The organism is Ohtaekwangia koreensis (assembly GCF_900167975.1).
GTDB classification, from domain to species: domain Bacteria; phylum Bacteroidota; class Bacteroidia; order Cytophagales; family Cyclobacteriaceae; genus Ohtaekwangia; species Ohtaekwangia koreensis.
Window position 1 is genome coordinate 94992 of sequence record NZ_FUZU01000003.1, and the last position, 17540, is coordinate 112531.

The 17540-nt window shown below is 42.3% G+C and carries 11 protein-coding genes; 1 reads left to right on the forward strand and 10 read right to left on the reverse strand.

Annotation, left to right across the window (positions count from 1 at the left end; translation table 11 throughout):
* Positions 1–3: 3 nt before the first annotated feature.
* From B5Y40_RS19595 to B5Y40_RS19615, 5 genes are all read right to left on the reverse strand, one after another.
* A complete protein-coding gene (locus B5Y40_RS19595; protein WP_079688552.1) occupies positions 4–2508 on the reverse strand; it encodes a TonB-dependent receptor in 2505 nt (834 codons plus the stop codon).
* A gap of 10 nt (positions 2509–2518) precedes the next feature.
* Positions 2519–3214 (reverse strand): ABC transporter ATP-binding protein, encoded by a 696-nt coding sequence (locus B5Y40_RS19600; protein ID WP_079688553.1) that lies wholly within the window; start codon positions 3212–3214, stop codon positions 2519–2521.
* A gap of 190 nt (positions 3215–3404) precedes the next feature.
* Positions 3405–3815 carry a hypothetical protein gene (locus tag B5Y40_RS19605; protein ID WP_079688554.1) on the reverse strand — a complete coding sequence of 137 codons (411 nt, stop codon included), beginning with the start codon at positions 3813–3815 and terminating at the stop codon, positions 3405–3407.
* A 164-nt stretch (positions 3816–3979) separates the two neighbouring features.
* Positions 3980–4720, reverse strand: a complete 741-nt coding sequence (locus B5Y40_RS19610; protein ID WP_079688555.1) for an SDR family oxidoreductase — start codon at positions 4718–4720, stop codon at positions 3980–3982.
* Between the two features lie 60 nt (positions 4721–4780).
* Positions 4781–5356: a Crp/Fnr family transcriptional regulator gene (locus B5Y40_RS19615; protein WP_079688556.1), complete on the reverse strand. Its 576-nt coding sequence runs from the start codon at positions 5354–5356 to the stop codon at positions 4781–4783.
* A gap of 690 nt (positions 5357–6046) precedes the next feature.
* Between B5Y40_RS19615 and B5Y40_RS19620 the strand changes: the two genes are divergently transcribed.
* A complete protein-coding gene (locus B5Y40_RS19620) occupies positions 6047–9160 on the forward strand; it encodes a sensor histidine kinase (RefSeq protein WP_079688557.1) in 3114 nt (1037 codons plus the stop codon).
* A 137-nt stretch (positions 9161–9297) separates the two neighbouring features.
* Here the strand turns inward: B5Y40_RS19620 and B5Y40_RS19625 are convergent, their stop codons facing one another.
* Genes B5Y40_RS19625 through B5Y40_RS19645 form a run of 5 tightly spaced genes read right to left on the reverse strand, consistent with a single transcriptional unit; the run spans position 9298 to position 17524 of the window.
* Entirely contained in the window at positions 9298–11028 is a 1731-nt protein-coding gene (locus B5Y40_RS19625) for a hypothetical protein (RefSeq protein WP_079688558.1), read from the reverse strand.
* Positions 11025–12395 carry a hypothetical protein gene (locus tag B5Y40_RS19630; RefSeq protein WP_079688559.1) on the reverse strand — a complete coding sequence of 457 codons (1371 nt, stop codon included), beginning with the start codon at positions 12393–12395 and terminating at the stop codon, positions 11025–11027. Before B5Y40_RS19630 ends, B5Y40_RS19625 begins: the two co-directional genes overlap by 4 nt.
* Before the next feature lie 16 nt (positions 12396–12411).
* Positions 12412–13329 (reverse strand): hypothetical protein, encoded by a 918-nt coding sequence (locus tag B5Y40_RS19635; RefSeq protein WP_079688560.1) that lies wholly within the window; start codon positions 13327–13329, stop codon positions 12412–12414.
* A 26-nt stretch (positions 13330–13355) separates the two neighbouring features.
* Positions 13356–13682: a hypothetical protein gene (locus tag B5Y40_RS19640; protein WP_079688561.1), complete on the reverse strand. Its 327-nt coding sequence runs from the start codon at positions 13680–13682 to the stop codon at positions 13356–13358.
* A gap of 5 nt (positions 13683–13687) precedes the next feature.
* Positions 13688–17524 (reverse strand): EndoU domain-containing protein, encoded by a 3837-nt coding sequence (locus tag B5Y40_RS19645; protein ID WP_079688562.1) that lies wholly within the window; start codon positions 17522–17524, stop codon positions 13688–13690.
* Positions 17525–17540 lie beyond the last annotated feature (16 nt).

The following is a 17540-nucleotide window of genomic DNA, read 5'->3' on the forward strand; positions in this document are numbered from 1 at the left end:
TTTTCAGAATTTATAGGTAGCCGTAAGCATGTAGTTTCTCGGGGCCCCAGGAAACAGTCGTAAGTAGTTTTGTGCGCCTAGCCAATACGTTGTATTGAAAACATTGTTGATGTTCAAGGCCAGTTGCATGTTTGCTTTCAAGGGCGTGTAATAGATAGCCAGGTCCATTATTGTATAGCCAGGAACTTCAAAGGCGCGGGTAAACCACGGTACTTTGCTGCCGCTATATTGTGCACCAATGCCAACACCCAAATCGCGAAGAGCGCGTTGTGGAAAATTATAACGCATCCAGATGTTTGCGCTGTTGACAGGCGTATTCTCCTTGCGCTTGCCATTGAGCTCTGCATTACTGTCCTCAACGATCCGTGCGTCAATGTGACTATAGGAAGCATTGATCTGCAGATCTGGTAAAATATAGCCAGAAAGCTCCCACTCTATTCCACGGCTTCGGTCAGCGCCACGTTGAACAAGCGAGTCGGGATATGCAGGAAGATTTGCGTTGATGAGAATATTTTCCTGGTTAATTTCATATGCTGCTATACTCATCATGATTCTTCCTTCAAAGAATTCACCTTTTGCACCGATCTCTTTGAGATCACTGATCAACGGTTTGAATCTGGCGGCCGACTGCGCAGACCAAAAGAAAGCTCCCGTACTCGGCATTAATGATACGGTGTTCGACTGAGGTTGATATCCTTGTAAGTACGTAGCGTAGACGTTGACCTGTCTGGTGATTTCATAAGTCATTCCGATTCTTGGTATCAAAGCGGAGTTATCGAAAGATGCTTCACCCGGAGCTTTATAGTTTGTAATATCTTCAAACCATTCATTTCTTAAGCTCAGCAGTGCTGACCACTTTCCGATCTTCACCTGTTCCTGGATGTACACAGCATTTGTGCTGGTCATGGCCGATGGAATTGCTGTTCGGGAGTTCATTATGTAGTCATCGACATTACGAATCGTATAGGAAGGATTGCTTAGATTGAAATGGTTAACATTGGGTTTGGGTAATGTTCTTCCCTCTACGGTTATCGTTTGGTAGTTGGCGGCATTGGCAGGAATGAATGCGTTGGCAACGGTTCCATCATTAAGCAAATATCCACGCGCAGCATTTTGTCCACCACCTTTTGTTTTATTCCACTGACTCAGATCATAGCCCGTTAGCAACCTGTGTTTAACGATCCCGGTATTGAAATCAAAATTGAAATACGCTGTAAGATTATCTACGTTCCAGTACTGCTGCCGCTGAACGAACTGCATTGCTGCCAGGTTTGTCACGGGCTGGTTATTGATGTCAACTGCGAACGCATTGGTAGTGCGGTGTTCCTGCAGATCTTCCGTCCACGTCTGTTTCATGTAGGATGCGTTGAACCCAATCTTATCAGAGAACTTATGAGAGACACTGGTCATGATGATCATCTCTTTCGATTTGAAGTAATCATTGGCAGCACCAAGGTTCAGGCTGGTGGATGTACTCTTTAAATTCGTTAAGCCTGCTGTTGCACCAAAGATCGGCTGACCACGATCCAGAGTTCCGGTATTGTTACTATAGATCATCTCTACGTTGATTGCAGTTTTGTCGCTCGGTATATAGCTTATAGAAGGAGATACAAGCAATGCATTATTCTTTACAAGGTCGCGGTACGAACGCCCCTGCTGCAGACCACCGTTGATCCTATAGAGCAAAGTTTTTGACTCATTTAGCGGACCTGTAAAATCTATAGTGGCTCGCATGGTACTAAAGCTGCCCACGCCCATACTGACTTCTCTGCGTTCGGTAGCCAGTGGTTTTTTAGTGACCATATTGATACTGCCCCCCGGATCAACACTTGAAAACGTAACGGACGCTGGCCCCTTCAATACTTCAATGCGTTCAATGTTAGAGGTGATGGGTTGCAAAAAATAATATTGGCGTGTACGCATACCGTTGACGATCTGCCCCTCTTCATTCTGACTTATTCCTCTTACGTTGTATTGATTGTAAAAACTGGATGGCGCCACCCCACTGACGTTCTTCACAGCATCTGCCAATTGAAAAGCTTGCCTGTCGGAGATCAGTTCTTTTGTTATAGTGGAAAGTGATTGTGGGAGTTCTTTATTTTCGATTGCCGATTTTGTCGCAGAGAAAGAATAATTACTTTGGTAATCGCGATCAATTCTTCCGACTACTTCAACGGTCTGAAGCTCCTGTGTATACTCGGTTAGAATAATCGTTCCTAGATCATATTCCTTCAGTTCATGAAACGTATATGACCTGCTATACGGGTCGAAACCAACAGAGCTGATCTCAATATCATATACTCCTATACCCGGCAGCTGAACCTCGAAAGAGCCGTCCTGTGCTGTCGTTACTCCGCTGACATCGTTGCCCTTTCTCATGGCCACGGTGGCCCCCGGCACAACGGCTTGTGATTGGCTGACAACTTTCCCTGTCACAACGAGTTGAGCGAGTACAGTGGAGTTCAGTATTGCAACCAGTATATATAATAACAGTAAAATTCTTTTCATGCTGATGGTGTTAGATTGTTTCCAGATAGAGTTGTTGAAGCTGACTTGCGTTGATATCGCGCGTGGCTAATTCGTGCACCAGCGACCCTTCGCGCATAATGCCTATTCGAGTGCCCACATTAACTGCGTTAAAAATGTCATGGGTGGCCATGAGTATAGATCTACCTTCGGCCACAAACTCCTTACAAAGTATTGTAAACTCGGCAGTAGCTTTTGGGTCCAATCCTGAAGTAGGTTCGTCCATAAAAATGATATCGGCGTTTTTAGAAAGCGCGATAGCGATCCCCACCTTCTGACGCATACCCTTCGAGTACGTTGATAGCCGCATACTTTGCGCTGCCTCCTGCAGCCCGCCCTTGACAAGAAATTGTTTTAGCTCTTGCACAGTATATTTGAAACCCGCAAGCCGACTGAAGAAATCGAGATTTTCGATACCGGAAAGATTTCCATACAACTGCACCACCTCGGGTATATATGCAATCCTCTTATTGGTCTTATCTCTGCTTGATTTTACTTCTTCTCCGTTGATAAGCGCCTCACCCGTTGTGGCATCCATGAAGCCTAAGAAAATATTGATGGTCGTAGTTTTGCCAGCTCCATTCTGACCCAGCAGGCAGTATATTTCTCCTTTGCCTACGGAAAGATTAAGCCCGTTCAACGCTTTTCTTCCATTGAATTCTTTTGTGAGGCTTTTAGCCTGTAACATAGTGTTTTTGTTTTCGTTAGAATAATTTCCCTGATCGCAAATAGAAACTATATATATACCTCATACTCCTGCGCAGCAATGCAGACATGCAAAGCCGGCCGCAGCAGAACTGTTTCTTCTGGGAGGGAATAAAAATTGAACAATGGATGAGTGCCGTAAATGGCAAAAGGCTTAGAAGCCTTGAGTATAGTTATGCAAGCGTTGGAGGAGCCCGGGACGATGATAAAACAGCTTTGTAGCTTTCGAGATTTAGTTTATAAAATTCGAAATACTCTGTGGAAAATCCGCCATGGGCAGATACAACGTAGGATAGTATAGTTTGATCGCCACCAAAGGCAAGATCACACATTTGGCATTTAGTAGAAACAATTAAGTGAGCGTCATGCTCACAGCCTTCCTGTGTGTCGTTGTGATATATTGATCGATGGCAAGGGTCTTTTTCCTGATCGTGTGAATGAGTAATAACAAGCTCATGACGATGTATAAAAGAATGAAGTAATTCAAACTGTAACGAACCAGCTATATAAAGAATTGACAAAAGAAGCATGAGCACCTGAACGTGTTCACGTCTTTCTCTCTTCAAAATTCCTTTGCTCATCATTTTTAATTGCACGCAATATAGATCCCGCTTTTCTTAAATGCAACAACATTGCATTTAAACATTATAGCTTTTGATGGATGGTATGATGAGATAACAAAAGTATAAACCGATGGAGAAACGTAAACAGACCGCGCATTATGACACCACCCCGATCATCCCTAAAATCATCTAAGCGCATTTAACTTCTTAAAGGCAAATGCGGGTGCAAGACGCGATAGTATATATAGTAATCTCACCTTACCTACCCTGATTTCATTTTTGCAGGCGTCCAGTTGCTGAACCATTTCATGCACCGCCTTTTCCGGAGTAATTGCAATACTGGGCGGGTTGCCATTATGCCACGGAGTGGCTACTGCCGGGAACAATACTTCAGTCACCTTAATGTGCCTGTCTTTCAGTTGTTGACGTAATACCTGGGTGAACGCATGCAAGGCTGCTTTCGTAGAATTATAGAACGGATATATCGTGCGCGGTATATATACCAGTCCGGTGGTCACATTTATAATGTGGGCGTGCGTTTGCCTGACTAAAAGCGGATATAGCAATTTGATGAGCACTACGGGCGCCAGGAAATTGGTGGACACTTCCTGGTATAGCTTTTCAACCATCGACTCACCTTGAACAAAATCCTCTTTATGTACAATTGCTGCATTGTTGATGAGCATGTTGAGTGATGGATATTGACGCGTGAGCCAGGCTACCATTTCTTCGCAAGCTATGCGGTCTGCAATATCACATTGATAGGTGATTAACTTTGGGAGTGCCAGCTTCGCCTGCTTTAACTTTTCTGTTGAGCGCGAACAAATGATTACGGTATTGCCACGTTCCAAAAAAACCTTTGCCATTTGCAATCCCAAGCCTGAGCTGCCACCCGTAATTAAAATAGTGTTGTTTTGTTTTGTCATAATTATATAGTCTTATGACTCAAAACTAACCAGGTCCTATACTGTAAAAATTGATATAGGTTAACCCGCCATCTTTTTTCGGATGCGGCTTAACGACTCCGGTTTTATACCCAAATACGAGGCTACGATCTGCCAGGTGAGGCGATGCTCAAGCCCAGGAAACTCTACTAGAAAATTCTTATATCGTGTCTCTGCGTCAAGTAGTAACAAGTCACGCTCACGTTTTTCTTTGACACAAAAACCTTTCTCAAGCATCCGGATCAGAAATAAATCCCAGAACCGGTTGGTATCTTTCAGTCTCAGCCATTCCTGGTAGGGCACTTCGAGCACTTGAGAATCTTCCAGCGCTTGTATAGCGAAATAAGACGGCGTCTGGTGAAGCATGGCCGAGTATGATGCTAGTACATTATACTCCAGAATTACACTCTTGGTAAATTCATTGCCTTTTGCATCGAGATATACATATCGAAATAATCCTTTCAGATTGAACGCCATCTTCTTGGGAATTTGTCCGCTTGCCAGATAATATTCATCACGTTCAACGCTTACTGATCTGGAAATCGCTAATAAATCCGCGGCCTCCGTAGCAGGGATTCCATAGCCGAAGAGAACATCAGTTAGTTGTGCGTTAGTCATAGCCGGTTAACTATTTAATGTTTAAATATATAATTATACCAGCGAGATATCTATAACGCACTATCCTATTTTAAACCAACGGGGAATTGCCTGCTTGCATCGATATCTAAAATAAAATATTCGATTGTTGCCCTTTGATGGATCATCCTACTGAAATGAACGGCAATCTAGGCGAACGACCATCATTCCCCAGAGATACTCACACATTCTTTACCGCTTTAAAATAATTTTTTAGTCGTGATTAAAGTAAATATCCTATAAACTTATCCAAACATTTCTTTCCGATGGTTCATTAATCCAAAAAAGCTGTATCAATAGTCTCAGCTGGGTTGATTACGTTTTTGTATCCCTGCATCCCTTTGTTTTCCTTCGGATGGTCTGCATATTTGGTATGTATATGTAAAACGAGAACCGCAGCATAATTATAATCGCCCGGTGAATAAAAATAGCAGTCAGAATCTATCGAACTTAAGGATCACCTAAATGATACAAAGTGAGTAATAAAATACAAAACGGCGCGCATCCATTTTAGAAAAAATCATCGCAATAACTCAAATCAAAGAACTGTTGATTGATCAAATTAGTCGGTAGTTCAGGTTCTTGAACCGAACGATCACGCACAAAATTTATAGTACCTCCGTTGCTATCAGTGGCAAATGAATCCTAACCTGTAACCATCAATATATATACATGCAGTTCAATATCTTACTTGCTCTGTTTATTGTTTGCTGCTACAATTCAGCTACCGGACAGCAACTTTTCATGCAGCGCTATCCGACCGAGACGCACAAGGCAGCATATCAAAACTGGGATGTAGAACAGGATTTGCAAGGTAATATGTACTTCGCCAACTCGTATGGAGTTTTAATCTTCGATGGTATTTCCTGGGAGCTCCTGAATTTACCTGATAATGCGTATTGCTGGTCGCTTGCCATCGACAAAAAAGGAGTCATATACGTTGGTGCAGAGCACGAATTCGGATATCTTCAAAAAACTCTGGATGGCAAATTCAAGTATGTTTCACTCACGGAATTACTTCCGGAGAAGAAGCGCTCTGACATAAAATCTATAGTAGATATTGGAGTGCAAGGGCAATCCGTTTTTTTTAGTGATCAGTTGCATTGCTACATATACCATGATGGAAGAATTGACATTTTGGACGCACCCAATATATATTTTATCCCATTGGACGATTCGTTGTACTGGGTAGACGCTAAAACATATACTGTATACCTTTATAAGAACGATACCTTATCAAATGTAAATTTAAATCTGGAGGCCAATGATATCGGACCAATGGATAGTTATAAGGAAAAATATTTTCTGATTTTAGATCAGGCAAATCGAGTGTTGTTAATAGATCCTTCGAATGGAAAGAAACAAGTTCTCTCTGAAGGGATTAATACAACCTTGAAAGGTCTCCCTATAACACGGATATGTATGTTGACAGATAACAGACTTGCGCTACTTACAGACCGGGAGATAATGATTATTGACTTGAACGGAAAAATTCTTGGCAGGGTCACTAGCGCGATGCTCGGGGAAAGTAATTTATGGTCTACGATATTTTATGAAGATGCTCGCCATAATTTGTGGTTTTCAACAGACGAATTTATAGGGCTGACTATTACAAGCTCTCCCCTTGCCTACTACGACAAGGCCAACGGTTTTAAGGGCGTTGTATTTGCTTTAGGGGGTCAAGGTGACGAACGATACGTGGGTACAGATATAGGACTATATCATCAAAAGCAAAACGATCAATTCAAGTTAGTACCGGGTACAGATGGCCTCATTTGGAATATTTATACTTTAAAAGATCGGTCTTACCTGGCACATTCAGATGGTGTTTTTGAAGTTGTGCATCAGCAAGCGACCAAATTGACAACGCATTCGTCGGTTTTATCTCTGTGCATTCTGAAACAAAGTCAGGGAAGTATAATCATGGGTACTGCTGACGAGGGTATATGGTTGTTAACAAAAGGCAAAGCTTCCTGGAGGAAGCATAAAATAAACGGCTTCGAAGAAGAGACCCGCTATATACAGGAAGATCGTGCAGGCAACCTATGGATTTCACATGACGGAAAAGGTATCTGGAAACTACGGCTCAATGAGAAGATGGATTCTGTCATTGAAAAAAAGTTCTATACTACATCTTCCGGGCTTCCTTCTAATCTTTATAATAGGGTTTTTAAATTAAGGGATCAAAAAATCATTGCAGGGACAACAGACGGTATATATTGCTATAATGACGCGAACGACATTTTTGAACCCGATAATCGATTCACCAAGGCATTGCATGGAAATACAATCGTCTCACTGGCAGAATCACAGGAGGGACAACTGTACTTACGTGCTTGGGAGTCAATGGATGAAGCGGGGTCGTTTTCAGGAATATTGGTAAGGGCGGCTGACAGTACTTACGCATTGCTACGTACACTATTTGATAAGATTACGTGGATTGATACTGGCGTTCCTTTAACAGCTACTTCAAGCGGAGCCTGGTTTGGTAACAACAACAAAGTCGTTTCCTATAATCCGAATCAACAGACATTCTATCAGGAACCACTTCAGCCGGTAATTAAAAAAGTAATCGCTGCGGACTCTACTATTTGTTTCGATTGTCGCACGGATGGAGCGATGGACATCCCGTATTCAAAAAACAGTTTGATGTTTTACTTCAATGTTATTTTTAATGAAGATGTTGAAAAGAATGAATTTCAATATAAGCTGATTGGTCTTAACAAAGAATGGTCTGCATGGACCGATGCAAACGAAGCACACTTCACGAATTTACCAGAAGGTGACTATACTTTCCAGGTACGCGCCAAAAATGTTTATAACAGTGAAAGCAACATCGCGAGCTATACATTTCGTATAAACCGACCTATTTATAGAACGGTTTGGGCATACATGGTATATTCTCTAGTACTTGCCCTTACCATGTATTGGCTTACTGTTTTGCGAACAAAAAGAGTAAACATGCAAAAAAGAATTCTTGAGCATAAGGTTCATGAAAAGACAAAAGAACTCGTGGCGATGAACGAAGAAATTCTTTTACAAAGTGAAGCCCTTGAGCAGCAAGCCGAAATACTGAAGGCATCGAATTATACTAAAGACAAATTATTCTCTATTATATCCCATGATCTGCGCGGACCAATACGCCAGTTCGGTGAAGTATTTAATATGATCGAACGTGGATATATATCAGCGGAAGAATTTCAATACAAACTTATGCCTGACTTGAAAGAAAGGGCCAATTATGTTTCTACGCTAACAGACAACTTGCTGCAATGGGCAAAAGGACAAATGGGAGGTATTCAGGTAAACAAATCAGAACTCAACGTTGCCGATATAATTCATGAAAATAGTAGCCTACTCAGTCCCCAGGCTCTAAAAAAATCAATTACACTGAAAGCTGAAATCACCGAAGGGCTTCAGAACGTATATGCAGATCAGGATATGATAAAACTTATCGTTCGCAATCTGGTTAGCAATGCCATAAAATTCACTCCCGAATTTGGTGTTGTCGAAGTGAGCACCAAAACAGATCATGATTCTATATTTATATCGGTACAAGACAACGGAACAGGTCTTTCTCCAGAGGACATTAATAAGATTGTTGAGAAGGAATACTTTACTAAATATGGAACCTCCGGAGAGAAAGGATCCGGGCTTGGACTTATGCTTTGTCGCGAGTTCATCGAGAAAAATGGCGGTGTGCTCACTATAGAAAGTCAGCCAGGGATAGGAAGTACGTTCACATTCCATTTGCCGATTTACAAACAGGCGGTTCAAACCACATAACTAAAACTATATTTCCATGCGCTGAAAGCGAATGAAACGCTGACATCGTCACTGATGTATAGTTTAACCACATAAAGTCCTATAAAAATTAACACCTATACTTCTCTGTATCTTGGATCTCCCGGATAACAAATCACTCACCCGCCAAGTATAAAATTATACCCCATTGTAACTGTAACGTCATTGGTATTTGCTTCCGAGGTGCTGCGCCATTGATTAAGCACGTTCAGGTTGAAGGTATGTTTTCGCTGTACTTTATATACGGCATGGCACCTTACATTGAAGACATGATTGTCCCATTCATTAACGCTACGGCTTGCGTTGTAAGAGAGATTAGCTCCCGTTGTGATTCTCTTCTGTAGTATACTTGCACTTATGCTGGCTATAGGACCAACGGTTATAAACTCATCTCGACCAATTGTATTATAAGAAGCATTTAACCCGGCGGAAAAATTTCTCCCAGTGGTCATGCGTGATAGTGTATACATAACTGATGCATTATAAAACTGCGACAGATTTCCATTGCGTACCACACCTCCTTGTTCATCGGCAGTCTCCTGAAAACTGATATCTACACTTATACCTTTCATTTCATCTTCCGACTGCGAAAGCATATAGCTTGCTGACGCACTTGCATTTTGAGAAACTTGCGTATAGTCAAGCGTGTCCAGGTTCTGGAAGTTATCCAGCCTGTTGATGCTTAAAAACTGCGGACGAATACGCATGAAGGTCTGAAAGTTTGAATACGTGAACGCTGAGGTCAGTTTATCAGACGGAGTATAGGATACATTTACCGAACCAATGAACCGTGTCGATGAACCTGACTTGGCGTTGTCGAGGTTATCGCGCTGGAAGCCCATGTTCATCGCCAGTTGCACTTTGCTTTTGAACAACGGCTGGGCTGCATTCACAGTAATATTTTCAAGGTCATTATTAAGATAGTATGTACCCAGCGTTCTATATCCCGGATCGATACGCTCATACCCAACACCCAGTATTGTACTGGTAAATGTATACTGCAGCGATGACTTGAAAGCATGAAAATAACCGGTGGACTCTTTTGAATCGATCGCGCGGCTAAAGAGATTACTCCCCTCCGAATCCGCTGCCCTTACATCTTCTGTTAAAGCACTCGTGGCATATTCAACGGCTATATCCATGTGCTGCCATACACGCGTTCCGGCATTAAAACTGATTACCGTATTGGCCATTGGGTATATCTGCAAACTATCAGGCTTGTTCTGAATTGAATTCACATCATCCCACGCATGAAACGCAATCATACCCAACCGGTAATTATTCTTTTGATACTCTATTTTGCTCCCCCATCCCATGCGCTCATAAGCAGCCGGTGTAATACGGTTGGTTGTATCATATTCAACAGCCTTCTGCAAACGACCATATATACCACTAACCTTTAATCCGCTGTCCTTAGGTTCTACATCAACCCCGGCCCCGGTAAATAAATAGCCATTTACGGTATAGGGAGAATATGTTGCTGCTATATTTCCAATATGTGCTGTTACTGATTTATAGGACGGATGTATACTGAAACGGTTTGGCGGCACCGGGTACGAATAATCACCACCAAAGCTGGTGAGCGTAAACGAAAACGGCAGGTTCACGAGCCCATACAGATTAAGATTCATACTACCATTAACAAAGTATGAAAACGGATCACGGCCGTAGCCCCCATTACCATTATAATATATACCATTGGCCGACAAAGCTCCGTTAAATTTGAAAGGTTTGCCTTTACCAAACTGATCACGCAGATTATCGAGACGTATGGATTGCCCATATGAAAACGACCCTATGGAGAGCGCTAACAGAACTAACAAACAACGGTAAGAGTAGAAAGGATTCATTTTTTCTGAACTTTTATATCCACAAGTATATAGGACTGTAAGCCATCATAATGGAACGACTTGATCTTGATAACGCCCTTACGATTGTCCTGTGTTTTGAATAGTACGATGCGTGGCACTTGCACATCATCAAAAGGCTGAAGTCCTTTAGCCGTTGATGTAATGTTGAGCGCTTGCAAAGGAGCGTCTGTCGTCATCTGATCAAAATCGCTTTCGGAAAACGAAATTCCGCATGCACACTTATCGAGAGAGTTAATGAAATGCGTTATCTGCCCCTGCGGTATCGGATCAAAGGTATATTCTTCCACAGAATCCGGGGAAGTGAATTTATTAAAAGTGAATGTAGCGTTGAGTCCGAAGTATGCTATATCTACATATTTCAACAAAGAATCAGGATCATTTTTGGTGACGACTCTCCGCAAGCTTGTGGAGTAAAAACTACCAATAGAAGCATGCGCTGTGTTGATACCCAGTTTAATATCGGTAAAGGTTCGAAGCCCCGTATTGGGCTTAACTACGATATCTTTGGTGATAGTCATGGTCTCTTTACCGTTGGAAGCTTGCAAAGTAATGCTGTAGGTACCGGCCTTTGAGAAATATATACTGGGTTGCTGTACGGTTGTGTTACTGATCTGCCCACCACTGGATGACCATTGCCATTGCAGACCTCCTACTGTGTTGTTCGCTAGCACAGCGCGTAGCGGAGCCTCGTAGTCATCATCTTCAAAGTCAGGAATGATTTCAAAGTCAGGAGATAATGCAGGACTTACCGATATAGTTTGCACCAGTGAATCAACTGCGGGGCCATTCTCTACAATGAGTATAATCTTATGATCACCCGGTTCAACAAACTGGATATCCGGAGGATTTTCTCCTGTATACTCAGCAGGATTACCTTGTTCAAAAACCCAGCGGAATCCAGTTCCCCCTATGGTCTTATTGGTGATCCGAACTGTTACCGGTGCTATATTGTTTGTTAAAATTTCTACAGAGAAATCAGGCGTTACGCCATTATATACTGTAAGCGATATTGTTTTACTCTGGCGATCATCTTCACTCCATGCTTCAAGGGTAATGGTATGCGCACCCGCTTCAGTAAAGGTAATAATACCAGGGTCGCGCAAGGAAGACGTTGCCGGCTGTCCGCCTTCAAATGTCCAGGAATATTTTTCAGCTCCGGTAGTATTGTTCGCAATGGTAATACGAGCCGGTGTAGTATAACTTTCATTCCCGATGGTATAAGTAAAATCGATCGTAACAGGCACCGTCTCTTCCTGGAAGCATGCATACAAACAAAACACGATCATCGTGATGCATACCTGTACTAACAACCTGCTCCAATCTATACCTATCAAATTCTTCTTCATATAGCACACCATAACATTATCGTTTCACAATAGTATAGTTCCCATTACGCTCGTTGAACCATGCCCGGATCGTTGCCAATGCTTTTGGATAGTCTTTCTCTACCAGGTCTCCGCTCGCACTAACAGCCACCGGGTAATCTTTAATGACAGGTGCGAGTATCTCCATAACACGGTACGCACAATTGATCGGTCGCTCCGATTCTGCGTCCGGTGATGAACAATTATTTTCTTCACCGTATAATTCTTTTACCAGAAAATCAATCGTTGTACGTGAACCTATATATATCAGGTCCGGGTACAACTCATATATAGTATCATCGTTGGAGCCCAGCTTATTGGCTTTGTCCATAACAGTTTGCTCAGAGAGCACATCACCCATCCGCGCCATCGCGACATATGCTGACCACACATCTTGTCTTGACAAAGGAGTTTGCTGATTTTGAAGATGCGTCTTTATAATATTCAACTGATCACGTATGTCGAGTTTACCAATGAGTTTGAATAATTTTCCACTATAGGGTATAGAGCGATTTAACTCTCTGATATCTTCCAATACTGTTTTATCAAAGTCTTCATTGCTGAATCTGAACAACGCATTGGCTACCTGCCCGTTTATACCGGTGTCTTTATCACGCCAGCCTTTCAGGAGTATTTTTACTACTTCTTTCCGTGTCTTTGTCTGCTTACTACTTTGTCCTAAACGACTCACTAAATGATAGGCTTCGGAGCGCACGGCAAGCAATGTATCCTTCAGATAAGGAGACAATACCTGTATATAGCGGTTCTCTCCTATAGCCGGATCAAATGTGAATGGGATTGTAGATTGTTCACTAGCTATAGCAGAGAAATACATTTGCATGTCTTGCTGCGCCGAACTCGTAAATCCACAAAGTACTAATACAACAAGTATACTTCCTTTCAATATTGTAGTCATTTTAATTTCATCAAAACATTACTTTCTTATTGGCCTGCATCCCATTTTATTAAATATTCTCTCCACTCACACATGAAAGCATATATATCTGAAGAAATTACCTCCAGCTTCCCTTCATCATAGCCATAGCTAATAATTGATTTATCCCTATGGAAATCAATAATGGTAGCATCGTATCCAAATTCATATTCTGACAATTCGCCCTTCATGACTTTATCCAGATTGGGCAACACATCGTTGATAATATAATTCGTATCGCAAGAATTAAGCTCGCTTAACCACCAGTATTCATTTTCAAACGAAACAGCAGGTCGATGATTCTTGTCGCTACTTTCAATAGTATATTTAATCATTATAATTATGGATTTAAAGAGGGGAAAAACGAATTTATTTTACCCGTAACATCGTCATAATAGAACTCAATTCTGATCTTACCATCTTTCGAATAGCCAAAATATTGGTTTGATGTATTAGGCACTAGACCACGATTATTTCTAACAGCATGTTCTGCTTCTTCCAAAATTCTTGCTTCATCCCAACTATCGGGAAAGAAAGTCGATTTACCACCATTACCAGTTTTAGCAATCTCTATCCCGTTAGGTCCTTTGGCAAATACTTTTGCTTCGTATACTCCGGCCGTGTTTTTTGGTATTGTGATTTCGATACGCGCGTTGCCTCCTAATTCATCAATGGCACTTTTAGAATGACATCCCGTAAATTTAAAAGTTCCATTCGCCTTAGCGTCAAATTTAATTTTACGAATATGGTCGATTCTACTCTTAAGCGCGAGATTTACATCTATTGTAATTTCTTTAAACGGTTTTTTAAGTATCCTTTCATTTAGAAAGGCGATAAACTTTTCCTTATCCTTAGTGACGGAAATTTTCAGTTTTACTTCAATCTTGTCGAGAACACTTCGAAACTTTGGGCTCGCAGCAATCCAGGTTGCAGTCCCGGTAATCAGTCCGCTTGCTGCTGAATTTTGAATAACAGGTTTCCAGTCCATTTCAGTTATTACATCAGTCATGCCTGGATCTTTTCCTTGTTGCTTTATCTTGGTATATGCTATCCCATATTGTTTACTTGTTTCGGTGGCAAAGCCTGTTACAGCTCCACCCAATGCGGATAATCCAGCCTTAAGTTTTCTGCTCGCATTTGGTGATATAAAAGAAGGCAGGTTAGCCATTGCACAAGATATACCAGCCGATACAACAGCTTCCGTCTTACTAAATTCTTTATAACCTGTAATGGCAGAAAAATCTGCAAAGGCAGGTTTATTTGATTCTGGTATAGCATCATCGAACTGCATGGTTATCCATATAGCGGTATAGTACATGGAAAAGTCAAGACTTGCTCCTGTTAAACATTGCACGACTTGTGCAAGCAATTCATTGTCTTCATCATTCTCTAGTATTGGAATGACAAGTGCAGGATCGTGAATGAGATCCCATTGATACTTATGCAACGCTATACCATCCGGACGAGTGTCCATCAAGTTGTCGGTTGTACCGGTTGCTAATGATGCATAAGTTTTATAGGTGTGTTCAAGTCGGAAGGCTCCGTGTCCTAATTCATGAGCGATTGTTTTTATCAATGACCCGCCCCGCGCCAGATCCATGTAGATGAACCCTGCCGTTTTCTTTCTCGGCATATACCCGAGCTTTGTTTTGCTCTCTGAACCGGATACAAGAAAAAGATAGTATGTATCTTCCTCCAATACTTTCTTCTGCTCATACTCGCTGATGAGCGTTTCCATCTCAGCAGTATAATTGGACAGGAATTCGCTATCGCCATCATCGAGTCCATTATCGTCTACATCGTATGCACTGGCAAACGGTAGATCTGTCTGTACCTGCCACTGCACAACTGCTTTACCATATATAGCGTTTAACTGCGACTGTATTTCTTGTGGCGACACATCCAATGTTGTTGCGTTCACCGGCACGAGCACCAACTTGCGTATCACTTTGCTATAGCTGATCACATTCAGACTTCCGGCTTCCGTTAAGATCTCTTTGCCGTCAGCACCGGTTTTCCGTATATAGGCTGTAACTTCATTCTTATCACCGTTTCCATAGCCGTGCACGCGAACATTTACTTCCTGTGGATTGGTACCGCGCTGGGCCTGTAGAGCTCCCGTTGTAGAACGGAATACAAGATCTTGTGGCAAAGGACTACCCTGCTGAGCCGAATATGCTTTTACCAGGTCGAACGAACCGGTTGCTACAGCTTTCCACGGAATATAGTATAGCTCCTTACCCTTTTGCTTTGCATCATAATTCGACTCATGATACGGTCTATATCGCAAGCGATCGAAACCATATACTGCATTGTCTGCCTGTGCAAAATCGATGGTATACGCTACGCTATCGATAGCATCAGGAGACTTGCCTTCAAACTTTTCCTGAATCTCTTTAAATGTCTTTTCAGCCTCATCTCGTTTCTTTTTGGCTGCTTCTTTTTCTTCAGGAGATGTTGCCGCAGTATAGGCGGCATTGGCTTTATCGTATGCCTGCTTGCTCTCTTTTAGTTGTGTAACATCCTGGCGGATTTCATTGGAAAGCTCCGATGGTAATTCTTCTTTTGCCTCTTTTACAACTTTGTCGGTAAGACTGCTCAATGCAGCAGAGTCCATGGTAATGGTGAGACCTTTCAATCGTGATACCAACCCTTCATAGCCGCGGAATTGATCGAGTGTCTCATCGATATCTTTTATACCATCACCTTTCCCTCCATATTTCGTTACTACCTCTCCTGCTATGAGTTGATAGCCGGTATTTACCTGTATACCACTAAAGGTTACACTCACTTTTGCCTTTCCTAAAAACGGAACTGTCACGTATCCTTTACCGGTATAGGTACCCGTGCCGCTTACTTCCTGTATCTTCACAGGAAAATCACCCGCGCGAAAAATATCACCAACCTTGAGGTTTTGTATCGGCTCTTTATTGGATATATCCGGATCGGGTACAATACTACAGTTGACAAATGTTTCTGAATTTCTCGCCGGTACTTCAACAGTTTTGATTTCACTGAATGTTGGCTGATCAGTATTGCAGAATGCGCCCACGCGATATTCATATACCAGTCCTGGTTGCATATCGTATACCAGCGCCATGGCCTGTTCTGTTTTCTGATCGAACCATGTAGCATCATCTTTACTCTTTTCTCTATAGGTAACAACATAAGATCGGTGATTGCGATCGGCCACCCAGTTAAACTCCAGATTACCAAATGTACCGGGTGTCGCTGCTATACCTGCCGGAGGCGGACACGTATCCTGATAGGTGAACCAGTATATTTCGCTATAACCTTGGTTTCGAAATACATCGACATCTTCTATACCGCTGCGTGCACGCGCGCGTACACGCCAGCCATAGCGTTTACCAACGATCAGCAACGGTTGTGACGGACCATAGAGAAGGGTTGTAGTGCGTGTAGTCGTTTCATATAGCGGAGCTGCCGATTGAAAAACAATTTCCGGTGCCAGTGATGTGTCCCATAACTCAACCAGTTGGAAATCATACTCAGTTTGAAAAGCAGAGTTCGGAGAATTCAGGTGACGCGGTGTCCATTGGAAGATAATGTTCTGCGGTTCTTTATAAGCAATCGCTTCACCTTTACGTGGTACATTTAGTAATGGAGGATCGCTCAAACTTATCCATGCCATGGCACATCCCTTACCACTGGCTACCTGTCCGGAAGACACTTCTATTGCTTCGAAACAGAATTGATAAAATCCTTCGGGGAGGCGGGCCTGCTGCATATACTGTTGCCGCGTGATGCCCGAGAAGTCCATGTTCTCAGGATTAAAATACGGAGCGAGATCTGATAATGAAAGGCGCACCGGCACACCCGCATCCAATGCTATCACCGGTAAATCTGCATACGCCTTCGTCCGCAGTTGTACGGTCTGACTTTCAATGATCATTCGAAGCCGTACATTCAGAATTGGCTTATTCAGATCGCGGTTCGTAAGAATCACTACGAGCTTCTCCCGACCGGAGGCATAGTATTCACTTAACTGAAGTGTATAGGGCGGACGAAGTTGTGTATTTACCTGCACAGGAAATTGCGCCCATGCGGTTTGGCACAACAACAACATGAATATACTTTTGAATAGTATCTTCCGTGTAAAAACACCTGGCATAACGTTAACGATTTTCAGTATATATAGCATGGACATCCAATTCATCGACAGAGAAAATTTA